The organism is Verrucomicrobiia bacterium (assembly GCA_035574275.1).
GTDB lineage: Bacteria > Zixibacteria > MSB-5A5 > DSPP01 > DSPP01 > DSPP01.
Genome location: DATLYY010000042.1, coordinates 1 through 18858, shown reverse-complemented (window position 1 = coordinate 18858; position 18858 = coordinate 1). Strand labels below are relative to the sequence as shown.

At 55.1% G+C, this 18858-nt stretch carries 18 protein-coding genes; 7 read left to right on the top strand and 11 right to left on the bottom strand.

Annotated elements, in window-relative coordinates:
- The first annotated feature begins 4 nt into the window (after positions 1-4).
- The 4 genes from VNL73_06315 to VNL73_06300 are packed head-to-tail and all read left to right on the top strand — an operon-like array spanning position 5 to position 3405.
- Positions 5-907 (top strand): branched-chain amino acid ABC transporter permease, encoded by a 903-nt coding sequence (locus VNL73_06315; GenBank protein HXF49022.1) that lies wholly within the window; start codon positions 5-7, stop codon positions 905-907.
- Positions 904-1893: a branched-chain amino acid ABC transporter permease gene (locus tag VNL73_06310; protein HXF49021.1), complete on the top strand. Its 990-nt coding sequence runs from the start codon at positions 904-906 to the stop codon at positions 1891-1893. Before VNL73_06315 ends, VNL73_06310 begins: the two co-directional genes overlap by 4 nt.
- A gap of 7 nt (positions 1894-1900) precedes the next feature.
- On the top strand, positions 1901-2686 hold the full coding sequence (locus VNL73_06305) for an ABC transporter ATP-binding protein (GenBank protein ID HXF49020.1): 786 nt from the start codon (positions 1901-1903) through the stop codon (positions 2684-2686).
- 14 nt (positions 2687-2700) lie between these two features.
- Positions 2701-3405, top strand: a complete 705-nt coding sequence (locus VNL73_06300) for an ABC transporter ATP-binding protein (protein ID HXF49019.1) — start codon at positions 2701-2703, stop codon at positions 3403-3405.
- Here the strand turns inward: VNL73_06300 and VNL73_06295 are convergent.
- The 4 genes from VNL73_06295 to VNL73_06280 form a co-directional block, all read right to left on the bottom strand.
- Positions 3402-3710 (bottom strand): hypothetical protein, encoded by a 309-nt coding sequence (locus tag VNL73_06295; GenBank protein ID HXF49018.1) that lies wholly within the window; start codon positions 3708-3710, stop codon positions 3402-3404. The genes VNL73_06300 and VNL73_06295 overlap by 4 nt on opposite strands.
- A 706-nt stretch (positions 3711-4416) precedes the next feature.
- Complete coding sequence (locus tag VNL73_06290) at positions 4417-6012, bottom strand: SBBP repeat-containing protein (GenBank protein ID HXF49017.1); 1596 nt, start codon at positions 6010-6012, stop codon at positions 4417-4419.
- A gap of 150 nt (positions 6013-6162) precedes the next feature.
- Positions 6163-6948 (bottom strand): TPM domain-containing protein, encoded by a 786-nt coding sequence (locus VNL73_06285; GenBank protein HXF49016.1) that lies wholly within the window; start codon positions 6946-6948, stop codon positions 6163-6165.
- Positions 6949-7031: 83 nt separating this feature from the next.
- Positions 7032-7439 carry a response regulator gene (locus VNL73_06280; protein ID HXF49015.1) on the bottom strand — a complete coding sequence of 136 codons (408 nt, stop codon included), beginning with the start codon at positions 7437-7439 and terminating at the stop codon, positions 7032-7034.
- 149 nt (positions 7440-7588) lie between these two features.
- On the opposite strand from VNL73_06280, the gene rlmN reads away from it, so the two are divergent.
- Complete coding sequence (rlmN, locus tag VNL73_06275; GenBank protein ID HXF49014.1) at positions 7589-8674, top strand: 23S rRNA (adenine(2503)-C(2))-methyltransferase RlmN; 1086 nt, start codon at positions 7589-7591, stop codon at positions 8672-8674.
- A 10-nt stretch (positions 8675-8684) separates the two neighbouring features.
- The gene (locus tag VNL73_06270) at positions 8685-9044 is read left to right on the top strand and encodes a c-type cytochrome (protein ID HXF49013.1); all 360 of its coding nucleotides are present in this window, start codon (positions 8685-8687) and stop codon (positions 9042-9044) included.
- Between the two features lie 69 nt (positions 9045-9113).
- Here the strand turns inward: VNL73_06270 and VNL73_06265 are convergent, their stop codons facing one another.
- The 6 genes from VNL73_06265 to tyrS all read right to left on the bottom strand — a co-directional run bounded on the left by VNL73_06265 (position 9114) and on the right by tyrS (position 15045).
- A complete protein-coding gene (locus tag VNL73_06265) occupies positions 9114-10523 on the bottom strand; it encodes a 2-isopropylmalate synthase (GenBank protein HXF49012.1) in 1410 nt (469 codons plus the stop codon).
- Positions 10524-10686: 163 nt separating this feature from the next.
- Positions 10687-11190 carry an NYN domain-containing protein gene (locus tag VNL73_06260; protein ID HXF49011.1) on the bottom strand — a complete coding sequence of 168 codons (504 nt, stop codon included), beginning with the start codon at positions 11188-11190 and terminating at the stop codon, positions 10687-10689.
- A gap of 2 nt (positions 11191-11192) precedes the next feature.
- Positions 11193-11492: an FmdB family zinc ribbon protein gene (locus tag VNL73_06255; protein ID HXF49010.1), complete on the bottom strand. Its 300-nt coding sequence runs from the start codon at positions 11490-11492 to the stop codon at positions 11193-11195.
- 18 nt (positions 11493-11510) lie between these two features.
- A complete protein-coding gene (locus tag VNL73_06250; GenBank protein HXF49009.1) occupies positions 11511-12671 on the bottom strand; it encodes a pyridoxal phosphate-dependent aminotransferase in 1161 nt (386 codons plus the stop codon).
- Positions 12658-13792 (bottom strand): peptide chain release factor 2 gene (gene prfB / locus VNL73_06245; GenBank protein ID HXF49008.1). Its coding sequence is split into 2 segments (ribosomal slippage): positions 12658-13722 and positions 13724-13792, totalling 1134 coding nucleotides; the frame shifts between segments, so codons are not numbered across the junction. The genes VNL73_06250 and prfB overlap by 14 nt, the downstream gene beginning before the upstream one ends.
- Positions 13792-15045 (bottom strand): tyrosine--tRNA ligase, encoded by a 1254-nt coding sequence (gene tyrS / locus VNL73_06240; protein ID HXF49007.1) that lies wholly within the window; start codon positions 15043-15045, stop codon positions 13792-13794. Before tyrS ends, prfB begins: the two co-directional genes overlap by 1 nt.
- Positions 15046-15223: 178 nt before the next feature.
- On the opposite strand from tyrS, the gene VNL73_06235 reads away from it, so the two are divergent.
- Positions 15224-17281, top strand: coding sequence for a PBP1A family penicillin-binding protein (locus tag VNL73_06235; protein HXF49006.1), 2058 nt, complete (start codon positions 15224-15226; stop codon positions 17279-17281).
- A 7-nt stretch (positions 17282-17288) separates the two neighbouring features.
- On the opposite strand, the gene VNL73_06230 is transcribed toward VNL73_06235, so the two are convergent.
- Positions 17289-18605: a T9SS type A sorting domain-containing protein gene (locus VNL73_06230; GenBank protein ID HXF49005.1), complete on the bottom strand. Its 1317-nt coding sequence runs from the start codon at positions 18603-18605 to the stop codon at positions 17289-17291.
- Positions 18606-18858 lie beyond the last annotated feature (253 nt).

Here is an 18858-nt window from a genome sequence, read left to right as displayed (position 1 = left end):
TTGGATGCAGGAGTTTCTCCAGCAGCTCGTCAACGGCGTCTCCTGGGGCTCGATTTACGCCCTGATTGCCCTCGGCTACACGATGGTGTACGGGGTTTTGCAGTTGATCAATTTCGCCCACGGCGACGTTTTTATGCTCGGGGCTTTTTTTGGCTACTACTTCTCCCGCTGGACCAAAATCGCCCAGGAGCCGACTCTCTTGGGCTTCTTTGCCACCCTTTTTTTTGCCATGGCCGCCTGCGCCTTGGTGGGGATTATCATTGAGCGGGCCGCCTACAAGCCCCTGCGCGCCCGCCCCCGCCTGACGGTTTTGATTACCGCCATCGGCGTCTCCCTTTTGCTGGAAAACGGCGGGCAGCTGGTTTTCGGCGCCGACCCCAAGTTTTTCCCCTCCCTGATTCCGGAAAGCCGGCTGTACGAATCCGCCAGCTTGGTCGTCTCCAACCTGCCGGTGATTATTCTGACGGTCTCCATCGCCCTGATGCTCCTTTTGCGGTTTATCGTGATGAAAACAACCATTGGCAAGGCGATGCGCGCGGTGGCGTTCAACCGGGAGGCCGCCAGCTTGATGGGGATAAACACCAATAACGTCATCAGCTTCACCTTTCTTTTGGGTTCCGCTCTGGCCGGGGCGGGGGGGATTTTGGTCGCTTTGACCTATCCTAAAATAGATCCCTTGATGGGGCTTTTGCCCGGGCTGAAGGCCTTCGTGGCCGCCGTTCTGGGCGGCATCGGCAACATCCCCGGCGCCGTTCTGGGGGCCATGATTCTGGGGGTCTCGGAAACAATGGTCGCCGGCTACATTTCATCCACCCTGCGGGATGCCATCGCCTTCGCCCTGCTCGTGGTAATTCTTCTCGTCAAGCCGACCGGCCTCTTGGGAAGCCGGGTGGGGGAAAAAGTTTGAAGCGGCTTCTAACATTCATCGGCCTGTTCGTATTGATCCTTCTGGCCAACCGCTTCCTGCCGGAAGTGATCGACAGCTACTACATCCACCTCCTCACCCTCTCCTGCATCAACATCATTTTGGCCGTGAGTTTGAATCTGATCAACGGCACCACCGGCCAGTTTTCGCTGGGGCACGCCGGCTTTATGGCGGTCGGCGGTTACACGTCGGCAACCTTAACCTATTATCTGGGGCCGAAGCTTGTTTTGGCACTCGATTTTCTTCCCGCCGTTTTGGCCAAGAATTTTGTTTTTCTGCTCGCCCTTTTGGGGGGCGGGCTTTCCGCCGCCCTGCTCGGACTTCTGGTCGGCATTCCCTCCCTCCGCCTGCGGGGGGATTATCTCGCCATTGTAACGCTTGGGATGGGGGAAATTGTGCGGGTTTTGATTTTGAACGTGGAGGCAATCGGGGGGGCGCGCGGCTTTTCCGGCATTCCGGCCTACACGAATCTCTTCTGGCTAATCTCCCTGACCGCTTTGACCATCGCCGCCGTCACCAGTTTGACCAACTCCTCCCACGGCCGGGCCTTCCTTTCCGTGCGGGAGGATGAAATCGCCGCCGAGGCGATGGGAATCAACACCACCTATTACAAGGTAACCGCCTTCGTCATCGGCGCTTTTTTCGCCGGCGTCGCGGGCTGCCTATTCGGACATTACCTCCAGCTTTTGCACCCCAACTCCTTCACGTTCATAAAATCGTTCGAAATCATAATTATGATCATCGTCGGCGGGCTGGGCTCCATATTCGGCTCGGTGATTGCCGCCGTAATTTTGACGCTCCTGCCGGAGGCCTTGCGCTATCTGGGACCGGTGAAGGACTGGCGGATGGTCATTTATTCGCTGGCCTTGATTGTTTTGATGCTCACCCGCCCGCAGGGGCTATTTGGTACTTGGCAGCCCGATTTCCGCCGCTGGTGGCCGTTCAAAAAACTAAAGCCCGTTTCGTAAATTTCCGATGCCGCCGACTTCCAGCGAACCGCTGCTTGAACTGGCCCGCGCCTCCATCAACTTTGGCGGGCTGAAGGCGGTCGACAGTTTTAATTTGAAACTCCTCCCCGGCGAGCTGGTGGGGCTTATCGGCCCCAACGGCGCGGGAAAAACCACGGTCTTCAATCTAATTACCGGCGTGTACCGCCCGACCGAGGGGGAAATCCGCTTTTGCGGCAAAGTTCTGGACGGGAAAAAGCCGTATCAAATCACCGCCTGCGGGCTGGCCCGCACGTTCCAGAACATCCGGCTTTTCGGCAATCTCTCCGTGGAGGACAATGTCAAAATCGCCTGCCACCTGCATTACCAAACCTCCCTTTTCGGTTCGGTATGGAAGGGGAAAAAATACCGGGAGGAGGAAGCCCGCCAGCACGAAAAAATCGAGGCGCTGCTCGAGCTATTCGGCTTGAAACCGTTGTGCAAGGAAAAGGCCGCCGGTCTTCCCTACGGCCAGCAGCGGAAGCTGGAGATTGCAAGGGCTTTGGCGACCGACCCAAAACTTTTGCTTTTGGACGAGCCGGCGGCGGGGGCGAACCCGCAGGAGAGCCGCGAGCTGATGGATTTGATCCGCTGGATTCGGGATAAATTCAAGCTGACCATTCTGCTCATCGAGCATGACATGCAGGTGGTGATGGGGATATGCGAGCGGATTCTGGTTCTGGACTACGGGGTGACGATTGCCGAGGGGAAGCCGGAAGAAATCCGCAAAAACCCCAAGGTCATCGAGGCATATCTGGGAGAGGAAGCCGTATGAGCGAAAACGGCTTTCTGCTCGAGGTCAAAAACCTTTCCGTATTCTACGGCGGCATCCAGGCCTTGAAGGGAATTTCCTTCGGCATCAAAAAGGGGGAAATCGTCACCTTAATCGGGGCCAACGGCGCGGGGAAATCCACCACCCTGCGGGCCATTTCCGGGCTTTTGAAAGCGAAGGAGGGGGAAATTCTCTTTGAGGGAACGTCGCTCAAAAACACCCTGCCGCACGAGGTGGTGAAAAAGGGGATTTCGCACGCGCCGGAGGGGCGGAAAATTTTTGCCAATCTCACCGTGCGGGAAAATCTGGAGCTGGGGGCTTATTTGCGGAAAGACAAAGCCGCCATCGCCGCCGATATGGAGCGGGTGTTTGAGCTTTTTCCCCGATTAAAAGAACGGATCAAGCAGAACGCCGGCACCCTTTCCGGCGGGGAGCAGCAGATGCTGGCGATTGGCCGGGCCTTGATGTCCTCGCCGCGACTTTTGCTTTTGGATGAACCTTCGCTCGGCCTTGCTCCCCTATTGGTGAAGGCCATCTTCGAGGTTATCAAGGAAATCAACGCCAAGGGGGTTTCGATAATTTTGGTGGAGCAGAACGCCTATCAGGCGTTGAAGATTGCCACGCGGGGGTACGTTCTGGAAACCGGCAAGATTACGATGACCGTCACCGCGGAGGATTTGACCACCAACGAGCAGTTGAAAAAAGCGTATCTGGGGGGTTAGTTTTTCCGCAAAAACCCCTCTGTTTTGATTGTGATTTTGCAGTGTTTGCGGGCGGCGGCGCCGGCAGGAAGGGCAACCCGCAGAAAGCGGAGATTTCTCCCCTCCACGCAGCAGCTGCGGCAGACCTTCAGGAGTCTTTCCCCGTCCCTGTCCGATTCAATAACGGAATACAGCCCGGCATAAATGCGGCGGCGGCTGGTTTTGATATTGAGCCATTGAATGACTTCTTTGGGATCCCGCCCGCATTTTTGGCAGTGTCTTGGATTGGGGCGGGGTTGGCTTTGGTTTTGAATTTTTGGGCGCACGGGTAGAAGGACCTCCTTTGGGTTTGAAAAATCGGGGAGATTTTGCAAGTGGAAATGCAACCTCTCCCTGACCCTCTCCTACAAGGAGAGGGGACAAGAGGTTATTTTAAGGAGAGGGAGGGGCAGAGCGGGAGCTCTGCCCTCTCGCCTCTCCTTTTTTTGTTTCTTTTTTTTTACGTGCGACGGGTTTTAAAACAGCCGTGAAAGTGGGAGACGGAACCTGCCTCTGAAGCGGGGCCTCATAACCCCGTATGGCGGTCCTCTCCTTCCGGCCTGCCTGTTTATCTGTTCCGCCCTGCGCGCGGCAGGCCCCGCGAAGGCGCTGCGGGTCTAGGGCCGCCTGCCCCTTTCAAGAACAGGCGGGAGTACCGGCGGTTGAAAAAAATCGGCCGTTCTTTCCCCAAGACAATGGGGGAAATCAACCCCGAAAGGGAGGGGAATCCGTGTTCCTTGTCTTACCGGCTCCCACTTCCCTTTTGGGGTTCGGCGGCGGCACGCCCGTGGCGCCAACACCGACCCGTTGCACGACAGAGACTGGAGATTGGAGATTCGTCCTCTCCGCTCCACCCCTGTTAAAGAGGGATGGCGGCTTGGGGGTTGGCCCCAACCGCGTCCCTCTACTATAGGCCCACCCTGCGAAATTCACTCCGATTTGGTTGCGATTTTGGAGGGGGAAGAGGGCACAATATATTGTGCCCTTTTGTTTCTAACATGGTGCAATAGTTGACGCAAAAACCATATTCAGCAAAATCACCACATCCGCCGGCGTTACTTTCCCATCGCAATTAAGGTCACAGGCCGTGAAAGTTGCAGGGGGATATTCAGCAGAAAAAGTGCAACCAAGTACTAAAACAATATCCGCAGCAGTCAAGACACCATCCAAATTTAAATCTCCCTTTGTAAACTGAATGGGGGAGTATTTGATCGTCGCAATATCTGAAAAAACGAGACCATCGCTTCGCCCCGTTACAAGAACATTGCCTTGACCGTCAACGGCTATATCGGTTGCCCAATTGCGACCGCCCACCGGTCCTTCGTAAAATTTTTCCCATATAAAATTTCCCCGAGTATCATATTTGATGGTACCGTAATATTCTTTCCCCGGTGGTAAATAGGTCCGGCCAGTAATGTAAACACTTCCCGCCGAATCTACTGCAAGAGCAAATGCATTATCGTTATAATTGTCATACCCGTTTTCATTGGTATAAATATTTGCCCAAAGCTGATTTCCCGATGCGTCATATTTAACGGCCAAATAACCTAAAGTTTTGTCACCATACATATCAAAGGTAAAAGCTGAACCAGCTGCATAAACATTTCCTGCCGCATCAACTGAAATTGCGTTTCCGCCAGAGCTTCCTCCGGGTGCAATATAGCGTTGTGCCCAAATTTTATTTCCGTTGGAATCATACTTAATAGTCGTGCAATCCGAACTACTACTATCTCGCCGACTATGACCGGTCACATATACATTTTCGAATCCATCGACCGCAATGTCTACTGCTGCATCTATGCCATTCGCGGGACCGTCTTCACGAGAAGACCACAGTACATTCCCAGAGGAATCATACTTAACAGTGTAATAGTCAGCAAACGTGTTTGAATCTGCTACACTATAACCGGTGACATAAATATTTGAACGCTGGTCAATAGCCATTGCAACAACAACGTCCAAGTCATTCGCTTGACCGTTATACCGAGCTATCCACTGTTCGTTACCATCGGAGCTGTATTTGATTAGAGTGTAATCATAGTTCGTTCCGACTCCCATGCTTGAACCTGCTACGTAAATATTTTCACCACTATCTACTGCTACCGCAATACCGCCATCACTACTATCCCTAGGACCATTATAGCGAACCGCCCAAAGTTGATTGCCGATGGAATCATACTTTACAGTTCCAAAATCTGTGCTTGTGCCACCGTCAAAAATATAACCCGTGACAATTACATTCCCTGATTTATCTACGGCAACAGATGTGGCCTCCCCTGACATGCTCGGTGTATCGCAACATCTCTGTGCCCAAAGTAAATCTCCTTTGGAAGAATATTTTATGGTAGCGTATACAGTTCTCCATGAACCTGAACCCCCAATTTCTCGAACACTCCATCCAGTAACGTACGAATTACCGGCAGCATCCACCTCTATGTCTTCTGCCACATCGCCACTGTAAGGTGGCCCATCAAACCGCCGTACCCAGGCCGTATCCACCGGTTGCGAAAAAACAAAGGGTGAATACAGGCAAAACAGGGTGCAAAAGGAGAAGGCGATTTTGGCCGGAAATTTTGAAAGGCGGGTCATTGGCTGTTTTTCCCGCTGGTTGTGGATAATATAGTTGAATCGACACGAAAATAAGCAAGAAAAATCACTTCCTCCGGTCTGGAGTCTCTTCTCCCTTGCCAGGGGTGACAAAGAGACGGGCGGGGTGACCCCACCCCTACAAAGGCAAAATTACCAGCCCCCGGTTGCGCCGCCGCCGCCGGAGGAGCCGCCGCCGAAGCCGCCGAAGCCGCCGCCAAAACCGCCCCCTCCCCCGCTGCCCCCACTTGACCAGCCGCCGGAAGAGCGTTTCCCTGTAATAAGCCACCAGGGGATGCCGTGCCAGCCCTTTTGCCAGTGGCTGCCGCTCATATAGCCGGGCTGGTTGGCCTTGCGGATGGCGGAAAAGACGAAAACGAGGATGATGCCGCCTACAAAAAACAGGAGGAGAATCACAAACCAAGCGGGCGGGCCGGTTTTTGGCTTTTCGATTTCGCCGGTGGCGTAATATTTTTCCAAAATTCTTGCCGCCTCGGCGGCGCCGGCGGCGATGCCGCCGTAGAAATCCCCCTCGCGGAAGCGGGGGGTCATCTCCGTGCGGATGATTTCGCCGCAACGGCCGTCGGGAAGCACCGGCTCCAGCCCGTAGCCCACTTCGAAGCGGATTTTGCGCTCTTCCTTGGCGACCAGAATCAAGAGGCCGTTGTCCAGCCCCTTTTTGCCGGGTTTCCATTTTTCAAACAATCCGACGGCGAAATCTTCGATGGGGACGCCCTCCAGTGATTCGAAGGTGGCCACCACGATGGCGGCGCCGGTGCGGTCGAAAAAGGTTCGGAGGGATTGTTCCAGCTCTTCTTTTTGGGAGGAACTCATCAGGGAGGCGAAGTCGTTGACCGCACCGGTGGGGGCGGGGTATTCTTGGGAGAAAGTGGAAGTGAAAATCAGGAATGAGAATAAGAGGAACCGGGATGTTCGCACGGTTTGGAATATAGCGGAAGTTGGGAAGAAAAAAATGGAGGCCTTAAAACCTCCGCTACGCGATAAAGATGGCCGTTGAAAAACTACCGGTTGATGGAGGAAAGGACGATGCGGACGATATCCAGGAGCCGTTCGCAGGAGAAGGGCTTTTTGATGTACATATCGCCGCCGGACTGGAAGCTTTTGCCGCCGTCCTCCTTGGGGTCTTTGCCGGATAGGAAAACCACCGGGATGCCGGTGGTGACTTTGGACTTTTTGAGCTCCTTGCAGACGTCGTAGCCGTCCATGTGGGGCATGGAGATGTCCAACAGGATCAAATCGGGCTTGAAGTTGCGGGCCCGCTCCACCCCCATGACGGCGGAGTTTTCGGCCATCACCTGGTAGCCGGCGTTTTCCAGAAAAACCTGGATGATTTCGGTTATTTCCGGTTCGTCGTCGACGACCAGGATTTTGGCGGTGCTGACTTTTATCTTTCCGGTTCCCGTTGTCATACGCTCCCGGGGCGCTGCCCCCCTGTTGTTAGTTTTCGGCGGAACGGGAAGTTTCTTTAATCGGGGGAAAACCACCCCCCGCCCACCCCGGCGGGACGGGAGAAGCGATTAGTGATTGGCGGAAAATTGGCGTATAATTAGGTTAAGATATGGCCATTGAAACAAACGGGATACTGGGGCAAACGCCGGAGGAACTGGCGGAGCGGGTGGCCGCCTTCGGCGGGAAGCCGTTTCACGGGCACCAGATTTTCCGCTGGGTGAACCAGCGGGGGGTGTTTGATATTGAACAGATGAGCGACCTCCCCAAAAGCTTGCGGGAAACCCTGAAGAAGGCGGTTCCCATCGGGCTTCCCAAGGTTGTAAAATCCACCACGGCTGCTTCCGACGGCTCCACAAAATTGCTTTTGCAATATGCCGACGGGCAGGAGGCCGAGGGGGTGATTATCCGGGACCGGGGGAAAATCACCCTCTGTTTATCGACCCAAATCGGCTGTCCGCTCGGCTGCACCTTCTGCATGACCGGGGCGATGGGGTTCAAACGAAATCTTTCGGCGGGGGAAATCGTGGGGCAGTTTCTTTTTGCCCAAAAATATCTGAAGCCCGGCGAGGGGGTGCGGAATATTGTGTTGATGGGGATGGGGGAGCCGCTTTTGAATTACGAGCAAACGCTCAAGGCGATGCGGATTATCACCTCGGAACAAGGGCCCGGCCTTTCGGCCCGGAGGATAACCCTTTCCACGGCCGGCGTGGTGCCGAAAATCCGGGAGCTGGCCGGCGAGAGCATCAAGTTAAAACTGGCCGTCAGCCTGCATGCGGCCACGAACGAGAAGCGGAATCTGCTCGTGCCGCTGAACAAAAAGTATCCGCTTGAGCAGCTTTTGCCGGCGGCGGAGGAGTTTGCCCGCAAGCGGAATAGAAGGATCACGTTTGAGTACATCCTTATCGAGGGGCTGAACGACACGCCGGAGGATGCCATGCTTTTGGCCAAAAAAGTGGCCCAGATTCCCTGCAAGATAAACCTGATCCCGTACAACCCGACCCCCTTTGCGCCGTACAAACGCCCTTCGATGGAGCGGATCAACCGCTTCCGTGAGATTCTTTTTCCCCGGACGCCGGCGGTCACGGTGCGCTTCAGCAAAGGGGGGGAAGTGGAGGCCGCCTGCGGGCAGCTGGCGGCCTCCTATCCGTTGAATCACCTGCCCAAAAACTTTTTGACCCCGGCCCTCGCAACCTAAGGAGAGGATTATGAAGAAAGCGCTCGTTGCCCTTCTGCTTTTATCCGCAACCCTCTTTTTCTCCCGTCAGATCATTCCGCAGGATTTGGGGTTCAAGAACTTGAAGGTTTTGAAACCGGCGGACAAGGCCGAGCTGATGCGGATTATGGCGGCCTACAACAAGGAACTGGGGGTGAAGTGCGAGTACTGCCACGACCCGAACGACTGGGCCAAGGAGCATAACGACAAGTTCACGACCGCGCGGCGGATGCAGACGATGGTCAACACGGTGAACAGCCAGTTTTTCAGCTACAAGGAGGCGCCGCAGATAAGCTGCGTTTTCTGCCACGACGGCAAGCCGCGGCCGAGGGCCCTGCGGCAGGAAAAGTGACACGGGAAAAGACCAAAAAAACAAAGGCCCCGGAGAACCGGGGCCTTTTTGTTTTTCTGCAACCGTTACTTACGCCGTGACTTTGGCCTTGACCCGTGCGGGCTGGCCGTCGCCGAAATATTCCGGCAGGTGCTGCTTGGCCTGTTCCTGCATCTCCTCATCGGAGATGGAGGTGGTGCGCTTGCCGGCGTACTGCTTGTCCACCCATTCCAGAATCTTGGTCATTCCGGGGTGACGCTTGTCGATCTGCTTGTCGCCGGAGAGCCCGAGCTGCTGGTTCACCCAGAAGGCGATGCCGGCGATGCCGGACTTGTCCGTGATGCCGACGGCGATCGGGCGCTTCAAAACCTTGTTCGTGTCGAAGACGTTGTAGATCTCCTCCGATTTCAAAACGCCGTCGGCGTGGATGCCGGCGGAGGTCTTGTTGAACTGCTTGCCGACCAAAGGATACATCGGCGGAATGGCGTATCCGATCTCCTCCTCGAAATAGCGGGCGATGTCGGTGATGGCGGTGGTGTCCACGCCATTGTAATCCCCTTTTAAAAGGATGTACTCCATCACCAGCCCCTCCACCGGGGTGTTGCCGGTCCGCTCGCCGAACCCCAGAAGCGTTCCGTTGGCCGCCGAGCAGCCGTAGAGCCAGGCGGTGGTGGCGTTGATCAACACCTTGTGGAAGTCGTTGTGGCCGTGCCATTCCAGCCGCTCGGCGGGGACGCCGCCGTAATGGCGCATCGTATACACCAGTTCCGGCACGGAAATCGGCAGGGCCGCCCCCGGATAGGGGGTGCCGTATCCCATCGTGTCGCAGAGGCGGACTTTGATGGGAATCCTGGACTCCTCGGAGAGCTTCATCAGGGCCTGCACGAAGGGGACCACGAAGCCGAAGACATCGGCGCGGGTCAAATCCTCGAGGTGGCAGCGCGGGACGATCCCCTGCTCCAGGGCGGCCTTTACCACCCCCAGGTAGTCATCCATCGCCTGCCGGCGGTTTTTCTTCAGCTTCAAAAAGATGTGGTAGTCCGAGCAGGAGGTGAGGATGCCGGTTTCCTTCAGCCCCATATCCTTGACCAGCTGGAAGTCGGACTTGACCGCGCGGATCCAGCCGGTGATTTCCGGATAGCGGTAGCCCTTGGCACGGCATTTTTCGACCGCCTCGCGGTCTTTTTCCGAGTAGAGGAAAAATTCGCACTGGCGCACCACGCCGTTGGGGCCGGAGAGGCGGTGCAAGAGGTCGTACAAGTCGACGATCTGCTTCACCGTGTACGGGGGGCGGGCCTGCTGGCCGTCCCGGAAGGTCGTGTCGGTCACCCAGAAATCCTCCGGGGTTTCCATCGGGTAGAGCCGCCCGTGGAAATACACCCTGGGCGGATCGGTGTACGGGAACTGCTCTCGGAGCAGGTTCGGCTCGGCGGTGTCCACGAGCTCGAATTTGTATCCCGCGCGGGAGAGCAAATGTTTTTGTTTGTCCACTTTCAACATAGATCCTCGCTCGTTGTATTTTTTATGGCCAGCCAAAACGTCAATTCAAATCCTCTATTCAGTATATCGACCGCCAAACCAAATGTCAATCAAAACAACCCCTTTCCGCCGGTTAAAACACTTGATTTCCGTCAAGCGTTCCAGCCCGAAAAGACCGTATTTTTTATTGTTTTTTTGCCTTCTTGCGGGCCTGCGCCAGCGCCTCGCGGCTTTGGCGGGAAAGGGAGGAAAAGAGACCCCCGCCGGCCATGGAAGGGATAAGCACTTGGGAGAGACAACCTTCGGCGCGGGATTCCGGCCCGCGCAAATCCGCTTCCACCGCAAACCCCAGCTTCCGCACCTTATCTGCCAGCTTCCGGTCGCGCGTGATCAATCGAGCGGATTTGCCGGCCCGGCGGGAAAAATATTTGACAATCCAGTCGTCGGCGGACTCACCGGGTTTACTGAAGGCCACCGCGACCGGGTGTTTCCCGCTTGAGTTTTTGGCGTTCCGGGCGTTGTTGTCCGGCTTTGCGGCGCCATCAAACACGATCAAAAACCGCTCCCCCGTCACGGCGGACAACTGCTCCAGACGGTGAATCAGCCCCTCCCGCTCCCTTTCAAGCGAAAGGCCGGACAGAACTCCGGCCTCCCCGCCAATCAAGTTATAGCCGTCCACAACAACCATTTTTATTCGGCCGGCGGCTTGGGCGGTTTGGCGGTTTCCGATTTCGGCTTGTTCGCCTCTTTTTTTTCCTTGGAATTTTCGCTTTTCGGCTTCTCTTCGGCCGCTTTTTTCTTGTAGTTCTCGCTGCGGTAGTCGGTGATGTAAAAACCCTTCCCCTTGAAGAGCAGCCCGGCGCCGCCGGAGATTTTCCGCTTCACCGGCCCCTTGCAGCGGGGGCATTCGGCAAGCGGTGATTCGGAAATCCCCTGAAACGCCTCGAAGGCGTACCGGCAGGTGTTGCATTCGTATTCGTAGGTCGGCATAGTTCTTTTTCTTACCCCTTAAAGCGCCGAAAGTCCGGAGATGATTCGGCGCACCCCTTCCTCCAGCCGCCCCTGCTGAATGGCGTAGGCCAGCCGGACATAGCCGGGGGAGCCGAACGCTTCGCCGGGGACCAGGGCAACGTTGTGTTTTTCCAGCAAATACCGGCAAAGCTCGATGGAATCGGCGATTTTTCCTCCCAGATAGGCCGAAACATCCATCCAGAGATAAAAGGCCCCCTCCGGCACCGGGAATGAAAGCTTGGGGGCCCTGCGCAACGCCTCCACCAGGTAATCCCGCCGGGCTTTGAATTCCTTGGCCATCTCCGCCTGCACTTTTTGATCCCCTTTCAAAGCCCCCACGCCGGCTTTTTGGGAGATGGAGGAGGCGTTGGTGGTGATGTGACTCTGGATGGCGGAGGCCTTTTGAATCACGTCCTTCGGCCCGGCGGCGTATCCCAACCGCCAGCCGGTCATGGCGTACGCCTTGGAAAATCCGTTCACCACGACCGTTTGCTCCTTCATTTTCGGCGAGCGGGCGATGGAAGAGCCGGCGTTGGAGGTGTAGGCAATCTTCTCGTAGATTTCATCCGAGATGGCCCAGATTTTTTTCTCGGTCAAAAAGGAAGCAAAGGAATCAAGCTCCCGCTGGGAATAGACCACCCCGGTCGGGTTGCAGGGGGAGTTCAAAATCAGAACCTTGGCCTTCGGCGTCCAGGCCGCCTCGAGTGCTTCGCGCGTCAAACGGAAACCGTTCTCCTTCGGCGTGGGGACAAAGCGCGCCACCGCCCCGATGAGACAGGCCATATCGGGATAGCTGACCCAGTAGGGCTGGGGGATTAAAATCTCATCTCCGGGGGAAACCAAAGCCCAGAGCAAATTGAAAAAGGCCTGCTTGGCGCCATTGGAGACCAGAATTTCATCCGGAGCATACTCCAGTCCGTTGTCGTTTTTCAACTTCAAGGCAATCGCCTTGCGCAGTTCCAGGGTGCCGTTATTCGGGGTGTATTTGGTGAAGCCGTCCCGTATGGCGGCAATCCCCGCTTCGCAGGCATCGGGAGGGGTGGGGAAGTCCGGCTCGCCGGCAGAAAGGGAAATCACGTCGATCCCCTGGCTGGCCAGCTCGGCGGCGCGGGTTCCTATGGCTATGGTCGGCGATAATTTGACTTCAGTCGGGCTCATTTTCCTTCTCTTCAAGCATGGGCTGGTTGTTCGGTTTTGACAAATACGCCTCTATGAATTTGTCGATTTCCCCGTCCATCACACCCTCCACATCGGATGTTTCGAATCCCGTGCGGTGGTCTTTCACCAGCGTGTAGGGCTGGAAGACGTAGGAGCGGATCTGGCTGCCCCATTCGATTTTCTTTTTCGTTTTTTCCATTTCGGAAAGCTTGGCCTCTTCCTTTTCGCGGTGGTACTGATAGAGACGGGCCCGCAAAACCTTCATCGCGGACTCCCGGTTTTTATGCTGGGAGCGCTCCGTCTGGCATTGGACGATGATCCCGGTCGGGAGGTGGGTGATGCGGACGGCGGAGGAGGTCTTGTTGACGTGCTGGCCGCCGGCGCCGGAGGCCCGGAAGGTGTCCAGCTTGATATCCTCGTCCTTGATTTCCACTTCCAGCTTATCCTCGATTTCCGGCAGGACGAACACGGAGGCAAAGGAGGTGTGCCGCCTTTTGTTTGCGTCGAAAGGAGAAATCCTTACAAGTCGATGGACGCCCGATTCCGACTTGAGAAAGCCGTAGGCGTACTCACCGGTCACTTCGAGCGTAACGTCTTTTATCCCGGCTTCATCCCCGGCCTGAAAGTCGAGCATTTCGACTTTGAAGCCGCGGCGCTCCAGAAAGCGGGTGTACATCCGCAAAAGCATCTGGGCCCAGTCCTGCGACTCCGTGCCGCCGGCGCCCGGATGGATGGTCAAAATGGCGTTTTTGGCGTCATCCTCACCGGAAAGCAAAGTCAAGAGTTCGAACGCGGAGAGCTCGCGCGAGAGTTCCTCGATTTCCCGCTCCGCCTCCGTACGGGTGGCCTCGTCCTTCTCCTCGGCGGCCAAATCGAGCAATCCCTGCAAGTCGGCGGATTTTTTTTCCAGTTTTTCCAGCGTGGAAAGCATCTTTTCTTCGGCGTTTATCTGTTTTAAAATTTTCTGCGCGGCGGCCGGGTCGGCCCAGAAATCGGGTGATTCGGTTTTCTTTTTGAGCAACGCCAGCGATTCTTTCCGTTTGGCCGGGTCAAAGATAGCTCCGCAGTTTGGAAAGCTTTCCGGAAACGTCCACCAGCGTCCGGTTGTACACGGAGGGCATTATTTCTTCAACCCCCTGGGCTGCTCCAAGTTTTCAATCAGCCGCAAAAAGCGCCTTTTTCCCACCCGCAGAATTTTTTGCTCCTGCCAGCACCGAGCCGGGACTTTGTACTGGATATCAGAGACCCGTTCGGCGTCCAACTCCACGGCTCCCTGCTCCACCAGCCGCCGCCCCTCGCTGGCGGAGACCACCAGCCCGGATTCGGTCAACAATTTGATAATTGGCATGCCGTCCGCGCCCGCCGGCAACGGAAAAACCGGGACATCCTCCGGGATTTCCTTTTTGGAAAAGACCCGCTCGAAGTTTTCTTTCGCTTTCCGGGCCTCCCCCTCGCCGTGATACATCCGGACGAGGGTGAAACCAAGCTGTTTTTTCAGTTCCATCGGGTTTTTGCTTTTCTCCTCGAGAGCCGAACGGATTTTTTCCAGCTCGGAGGCCGGGAGGTCGGTGGCCAGTTCGAAATAATGATAAATCTTCCCGTCCGGGATGGACATCGTCTTGCCGAAAATCTCTTCCGGACTCTCGGCAATGCCGATGTAGTTGCCGAGTGATTTGCTCATCCGGTTCACCCCGTCCGTGCCAACCAGAACCGGCAGGGTCAGAATCACCTGCGGCTCCTGGCCGAATTCCTCCTGCAACTGCCGCCCGGCCAAGAGGTTGAATTTCTGCTCGGTGGCGCCGATTTCGACATCCGCTTCGATCGCCACGGAATCGTAGGCCTGCATGATGGGATAGAGAAGCTCGTGGACGGAAATGGGGGAGCCGGCCTTGTAGCGTTTTTCGAAATCATCCCGCTCCAGCATCCGCGCGACGGTGAAATGGGACAGGAGTTTGAGTATGTATTCGAAGCTCATCGGGGCAAACCATTCGCCGTTTCGGCGCACCTCGGTTTTGCCCTTGTCCAGCACCTTGAAAAACTGAGCGAGGTAGGTGGCGGCGTTTTCCTCCACTTCCCTGCCGGAAAGCTGGGGGCGGGTGGCGGAGCGGCCGGAGGGGTCGCCGACGCGGGCCGTGTAATCGCCGACAATCAGGACAATCTGGTGTCCCAAATCCTGAAACTGCTTCAGCTTCCGCAGCCCGACCGTGTGCCCCAGGTGAATGTCCGGCGCGGTGGGGTCGAACCCCTGCTTGATGCGCAGGGGCTTGCGCCGCTCGTAGGAACGCTCCAGCTTTTTTCTCAACAGCTCTTCGGGGATGATTTCCACCGTCCCCCGCCGGATTATCTCCAGCTGTTTTTCAACCGTTAAAAACATATTTGATTAAAGTTACCGAGTTGGGGAAAAAAGGCAAGTGGGGAATTGAAGATTGGACTCTTCCGTCGCGCTGAAAAACCAATACAAGCAACCGGCTGCGAACGCCGATAATCAAAAGGTGTAAAAGTAATAAAAGCTTGACCTTGATTGGAAGGTCGGCTTTATTCGGGTGGGAAGAATGAATAAAAGCAAGCTCGTAGCCGGATCGTTGGTGGTTTTTGCCCTCGTGATTTTCGGTTTTATTCTAATCGGCGGACAGACCGTGCGGGACTACCAGAAATCGCTCCCCTCCCTTTCGCAGCTGACCAACATCGAGCCGCGCATTGTGACGCGGGTTTTTGCCTCCGACGGCTCGGTGCTTAAGGATTTTTACAGCGAGCGGCGGATTTTGGTGCCGCTGAAGGAGATCCCGCCGTACATGGTGGACGCGCTGCTTTCCACCGAGGACAAGCGCTTCTACAGCCACTGGGGGGTGGATTTAATCCGGGTGCCGAAGGCGTTTTTGGTCAATCTGCAGCGGGGGGAATGGGCGCAGGGGTTTTCGACGCTGACCCAGCAGCTATCCCGAAATCTTTTTTTGACGCGGGAAAAGACCTTGACCCGCAAAATCAAGGAGATTTTGACCGCCATCAAAATCGAGCGGACCTATTCCAAGGATGAAATTCTGGAGATGTATTTGAACCAGCATTACTTCGGGCGGGGGAGCTACGGCATACAGGCCGCCGCGCAGACCTACTTCGGCAAAAACGCCCAGGAATTGAAAATCGAGGAGTGCGCCCTTTTGGTGGGGCTTTTGCAGGCGCCGGAGCGCTACAACCCCTTCCGCAAGCCGGAGGTGGCCACGAAAAGGCGGAATCTGGTTCTGCGGAACATGGTGAATTACGGCAAGCTTTCCGAAAAGAAGGCGGACAGTTTGAAGCAACTGCCGCTGGGGCTGGGGGAAGGGCATGACGACGTGGGGCTGGCGCCGTACTTCACCGAGATGGTGCGGCAATACCTGGAGACCTTTTACGGGGAGGATGCGCTCTACGAGCGGGGGCTGAAGATATATACAACGTTGAACGCCACCTTGCAAAAAGTGGCCGAGGCGGCGGTGAATTCCGGGGTCGATTCGCTGCAGAAGAATATGGAGCTGACCCATTCGCCGGAGGATCCCAACTACACCATTCTGGTGCCGGAGACGACCAAGGTGGAGGGGAAAATCAAAATCGGCCAGAAGCGGGTCTATAAACAACTGCAAGCCGCCTTTGTGGCCATCGACAATTCGAACGGCAACATTTTGGGGCTGGTCGGCGGGCGGGATTTTGTTTTGACCAAGTTCAACCGGGCCGTGCAGGCCTACCGCCAGCCGGGGTCGGCTTTCAAGCCGTTCGTGTACACCGCGGCCATTGAATCGGGAACCAAGCCGACCGACCGGCTTTTCGACGCCCCCATTGTGATAAACGTCCCCGGATTCGGGGAGTGGCGGCCGGAGAACGTGGACAACAAGTTTTGGGGGGAGATGACCGTGCGCCGGGGACTGGCGTGGTCGCGAAATTTGATTGCCATCAAGCTGATGCAGAAAATCGGGGCGGAAAAGGCGGTGGAATACGCCCGCAAGATGGGAATTACCTCGCCGCTCAAGGCCGTCCCCTCGCTGGCGATTGGCACCTCCGACTGCAATTTGTTGGAAATGGTTTCGGCGTATTCCGTTTTTCCGAACCTCGGGGTGAAAGTGGAGCCGCGGTTTATTTTGAAAATCGAGGATAAGGACGGGAACGTTTTGGAACAGCACGAGACCACTTCGCGCAAGGAGGTTTTGAACCCGCAGACGGCGTATATCATGGTCAATTTGATGACTTCGGTGATTAACAACGGCACCGCCTCCGCGGCGCGGCGGGCGGGGTTCGACCGTCCCGCGGCGGGCAAGACCGGCACGACGGATGATTTTTCCGACAACTGGTTTATCGGCTACACGCCGCAGATAACGGCGGGCGCCTGGGTGGGGTTTGACGACAAGACCTCCATCGGCGCCAACCAGACGGGGGCTTCCAACGCCTTGCCGATTTGGACCAGCTTTATGCTGGCCGCAACGCAGTATTATCCCTACAAGGATTTCGAGATTCCCTCCGGCATTTTGTTCCGGGACGTGGACCCGGAAACCGGCCAACTCGCCACCGACCGCTGTCCGGAGACGATTCGGGAGGTTTTTACGGAAAAGACCGTGCCGACGGAACGGTGCCAGAAGCACCGGTGAGAAAAACCTAACGAACCAGCATCATCTTTTTTGTAGTTACTTCTTCTCCCACTTTCAAACGATAAAGATAGACTCCGCTGGAAACCGGTTTCCCCAAAAAATCTTTGCCATCCCAATTCACCTTGTAAGTACCGGCGGCGTGTTCCCTTTCCTCTAAAACCCTGACCCGCTGACCGGTAATGTTCAAAATTTCAATAGATATTTGGGCGCGTTTTGAAAGAGAATATTGAATAACTGTGGAAGAATTAAAGGGGTTTGGATAATTTTGCATTAGCTCAAAATCGCGCGGAATACGCGAGTTGGCATCTTCCAAACCTGTAGATGATGAAAATCCTTTGAAAAGGTATAGATAGCCTCGGTCTTGATCGTCAAAGGTCGAGTTACGAGAGCCAACGGCAAAATCATTGGTGCCATCACCGTCAATGTCTCCCAATCCAGCAACCGTTTGACCAAAACCATCTGACGGATAACGTAAATCAAATTCGCTAATATAAAGATCCATTACGCTGTCCATCGCCACACCGCCGAAATAAACATATACAGACCCTGTAAGCGGATGGTCGTCCCGGCCTACCAAAAGGTCATTGTAGCCATCATGATTGATATCACCACCATTAACAAAGTGATCGGCAATCCGATCTAGTTTGAACCTGGGCAAAGTATCCAACGGTGAACCGCCAAAGTATGTAAATGGGGTTCTTCCTACACCAACTACAAACTCTGAAAACCCATCATTATTCAAATCACCAACTGGCGTCACATTTTCCCCAAAGTGAGCGGCTGCCAATCCTGTTAAATTTGGCGGTGGACGAAGAATTATATCAGGTATAGTATCAAGGGACGTTCCCCCAAGATGAATATTTACTATCCCTATAGAAGTATCCGTACCACCTGGCAATGCGTGGGCTAAATCATCAAATCCATCGCCATTGATGTCATCCAAGAATTGCATTCTTTGATCTCCAATACCGTATCTTTTTCGGACATCCCACCGCAACAATGGAATCGAATCAATAACACCTTCGCGGACATTGTAAAAATAAAAACGCAAGCTGTCATAGCGTGGCTGTGTTGTACCAACCACTATTTGCTTGTCTGTGGGATTAGCCCATTTCCCCGCTGATATTTGGCAACCGTAGCAGTCGGAAAATTCATCTAAAATTTCGCCCATTACAGAGCCATCGTGAATGGTATCCAAAGCACTACCACCAAAATAAATTGACATACGATACTTTTGATTAGTTTCCCGCATTGCGTAATCGCTGTTTCCGTCTCCATTCAAATCGCCAAGAAATTCCAGTTGGGCTTTATGTTCTATTACCAAATCAGGAATTGTATCTACTTCACTTTTCCTACCGTAAAAAAGATAAACCCTTTGGGCACCCGTGGGTGGGTAGTAAGGGACGTAGCTGTTAAAAGCTCCAACGAAATAATCATATACTGCTCCCCATTAGTGACAGGGTAGGATGAATGGAGTAGATTGTGGCTGAATTCACAAGGAGGATTCAGCGATGCGGAAGCGGGTCTTTGATGGCAAGACCAAAGCGAAAGTAGTTTTGGAGGGGTTGCGGGGGCGT

Coding starts and splice junctions, on each gene's coding strand:
- VNL73_06315 (HXF49022.1), top strand. CDS start 5: ATGCAGGAGTTTCTCCAGCAGCTCGTCAACGGCGTCTCCTGGGGCTCG.
- VNL73_06305 (HXF49020.1), top strand. CDS start 1,901: ATGCCGCCGACTTCCAGCGAACCGCTGCTTGAACTGGCCCGCGCCTCC.
- VNL73_06290 (HXF49017.1), bottom strand. CDS start 6,012: ATGACCCGCCTTTCAAAATTTCCGGCCAAAATCGCCTTCTCCTTTTGC.
- VNL73_06280 (HXF49015.1), bottom strand. CDS start 7,439: ATGACAACGGGAACCGGAAAGATAAAAGTCAGCACCGCCAAAATCCTG.
- rlmN (HXF49014.1), top strand. CDS start 7,589: ATGGCCATTGAAACAAACGGGATACTGGGGCAAACGCCGGAGGAACTG.
- VNL73_06270 (HXF49013.1), top strand. CDS start 8,685: ATGAAGAAAGCGCTCGTTGCCCTTCTGCTTTTATCCGCAACCCTCTTT.
- VNL73_06265 (HXF49012.1), bottom strand. CDS start 10,523: ATGTTGAAAGTGGACAAACAAAAACATTTGCTCTCCCGCGCGGGATAC.
- VNL73_06260 (HXF49011.1), bottom strand. CDS start 11,190: ATGGTTGTTGTGGACGGCTATAACTTGATTGGCGGGGAGGCCGGAGTT.
- VNL73_06255 (HXF49010.1), bottom strand. CDS start 11,492: ATGCCGACCTACGAATACGAATGCAACACCTGCCGGTACGCCTTCGAG.
- VNL73_06250 (HXF49009.1), bottom strand. CDS start 12,671: ATGAGCCCGACTGAAGTCAAATTATCGCCGACCATAGCCATAGGAACC.
- tyrS (HXF49007.1), bottom strand. CDS start 15,045: ATGTTTTTAACGGTTGAAAAACAGCTGGAGATAATCCGGCGGGGGACG.
- VNL73_06235 (HXF49006.1), top strand. CDS start 15,224: ATGAATAAAAGCAAGCTCGTAGCCGGATCGTTGGTGGTTTTTGCCCTC.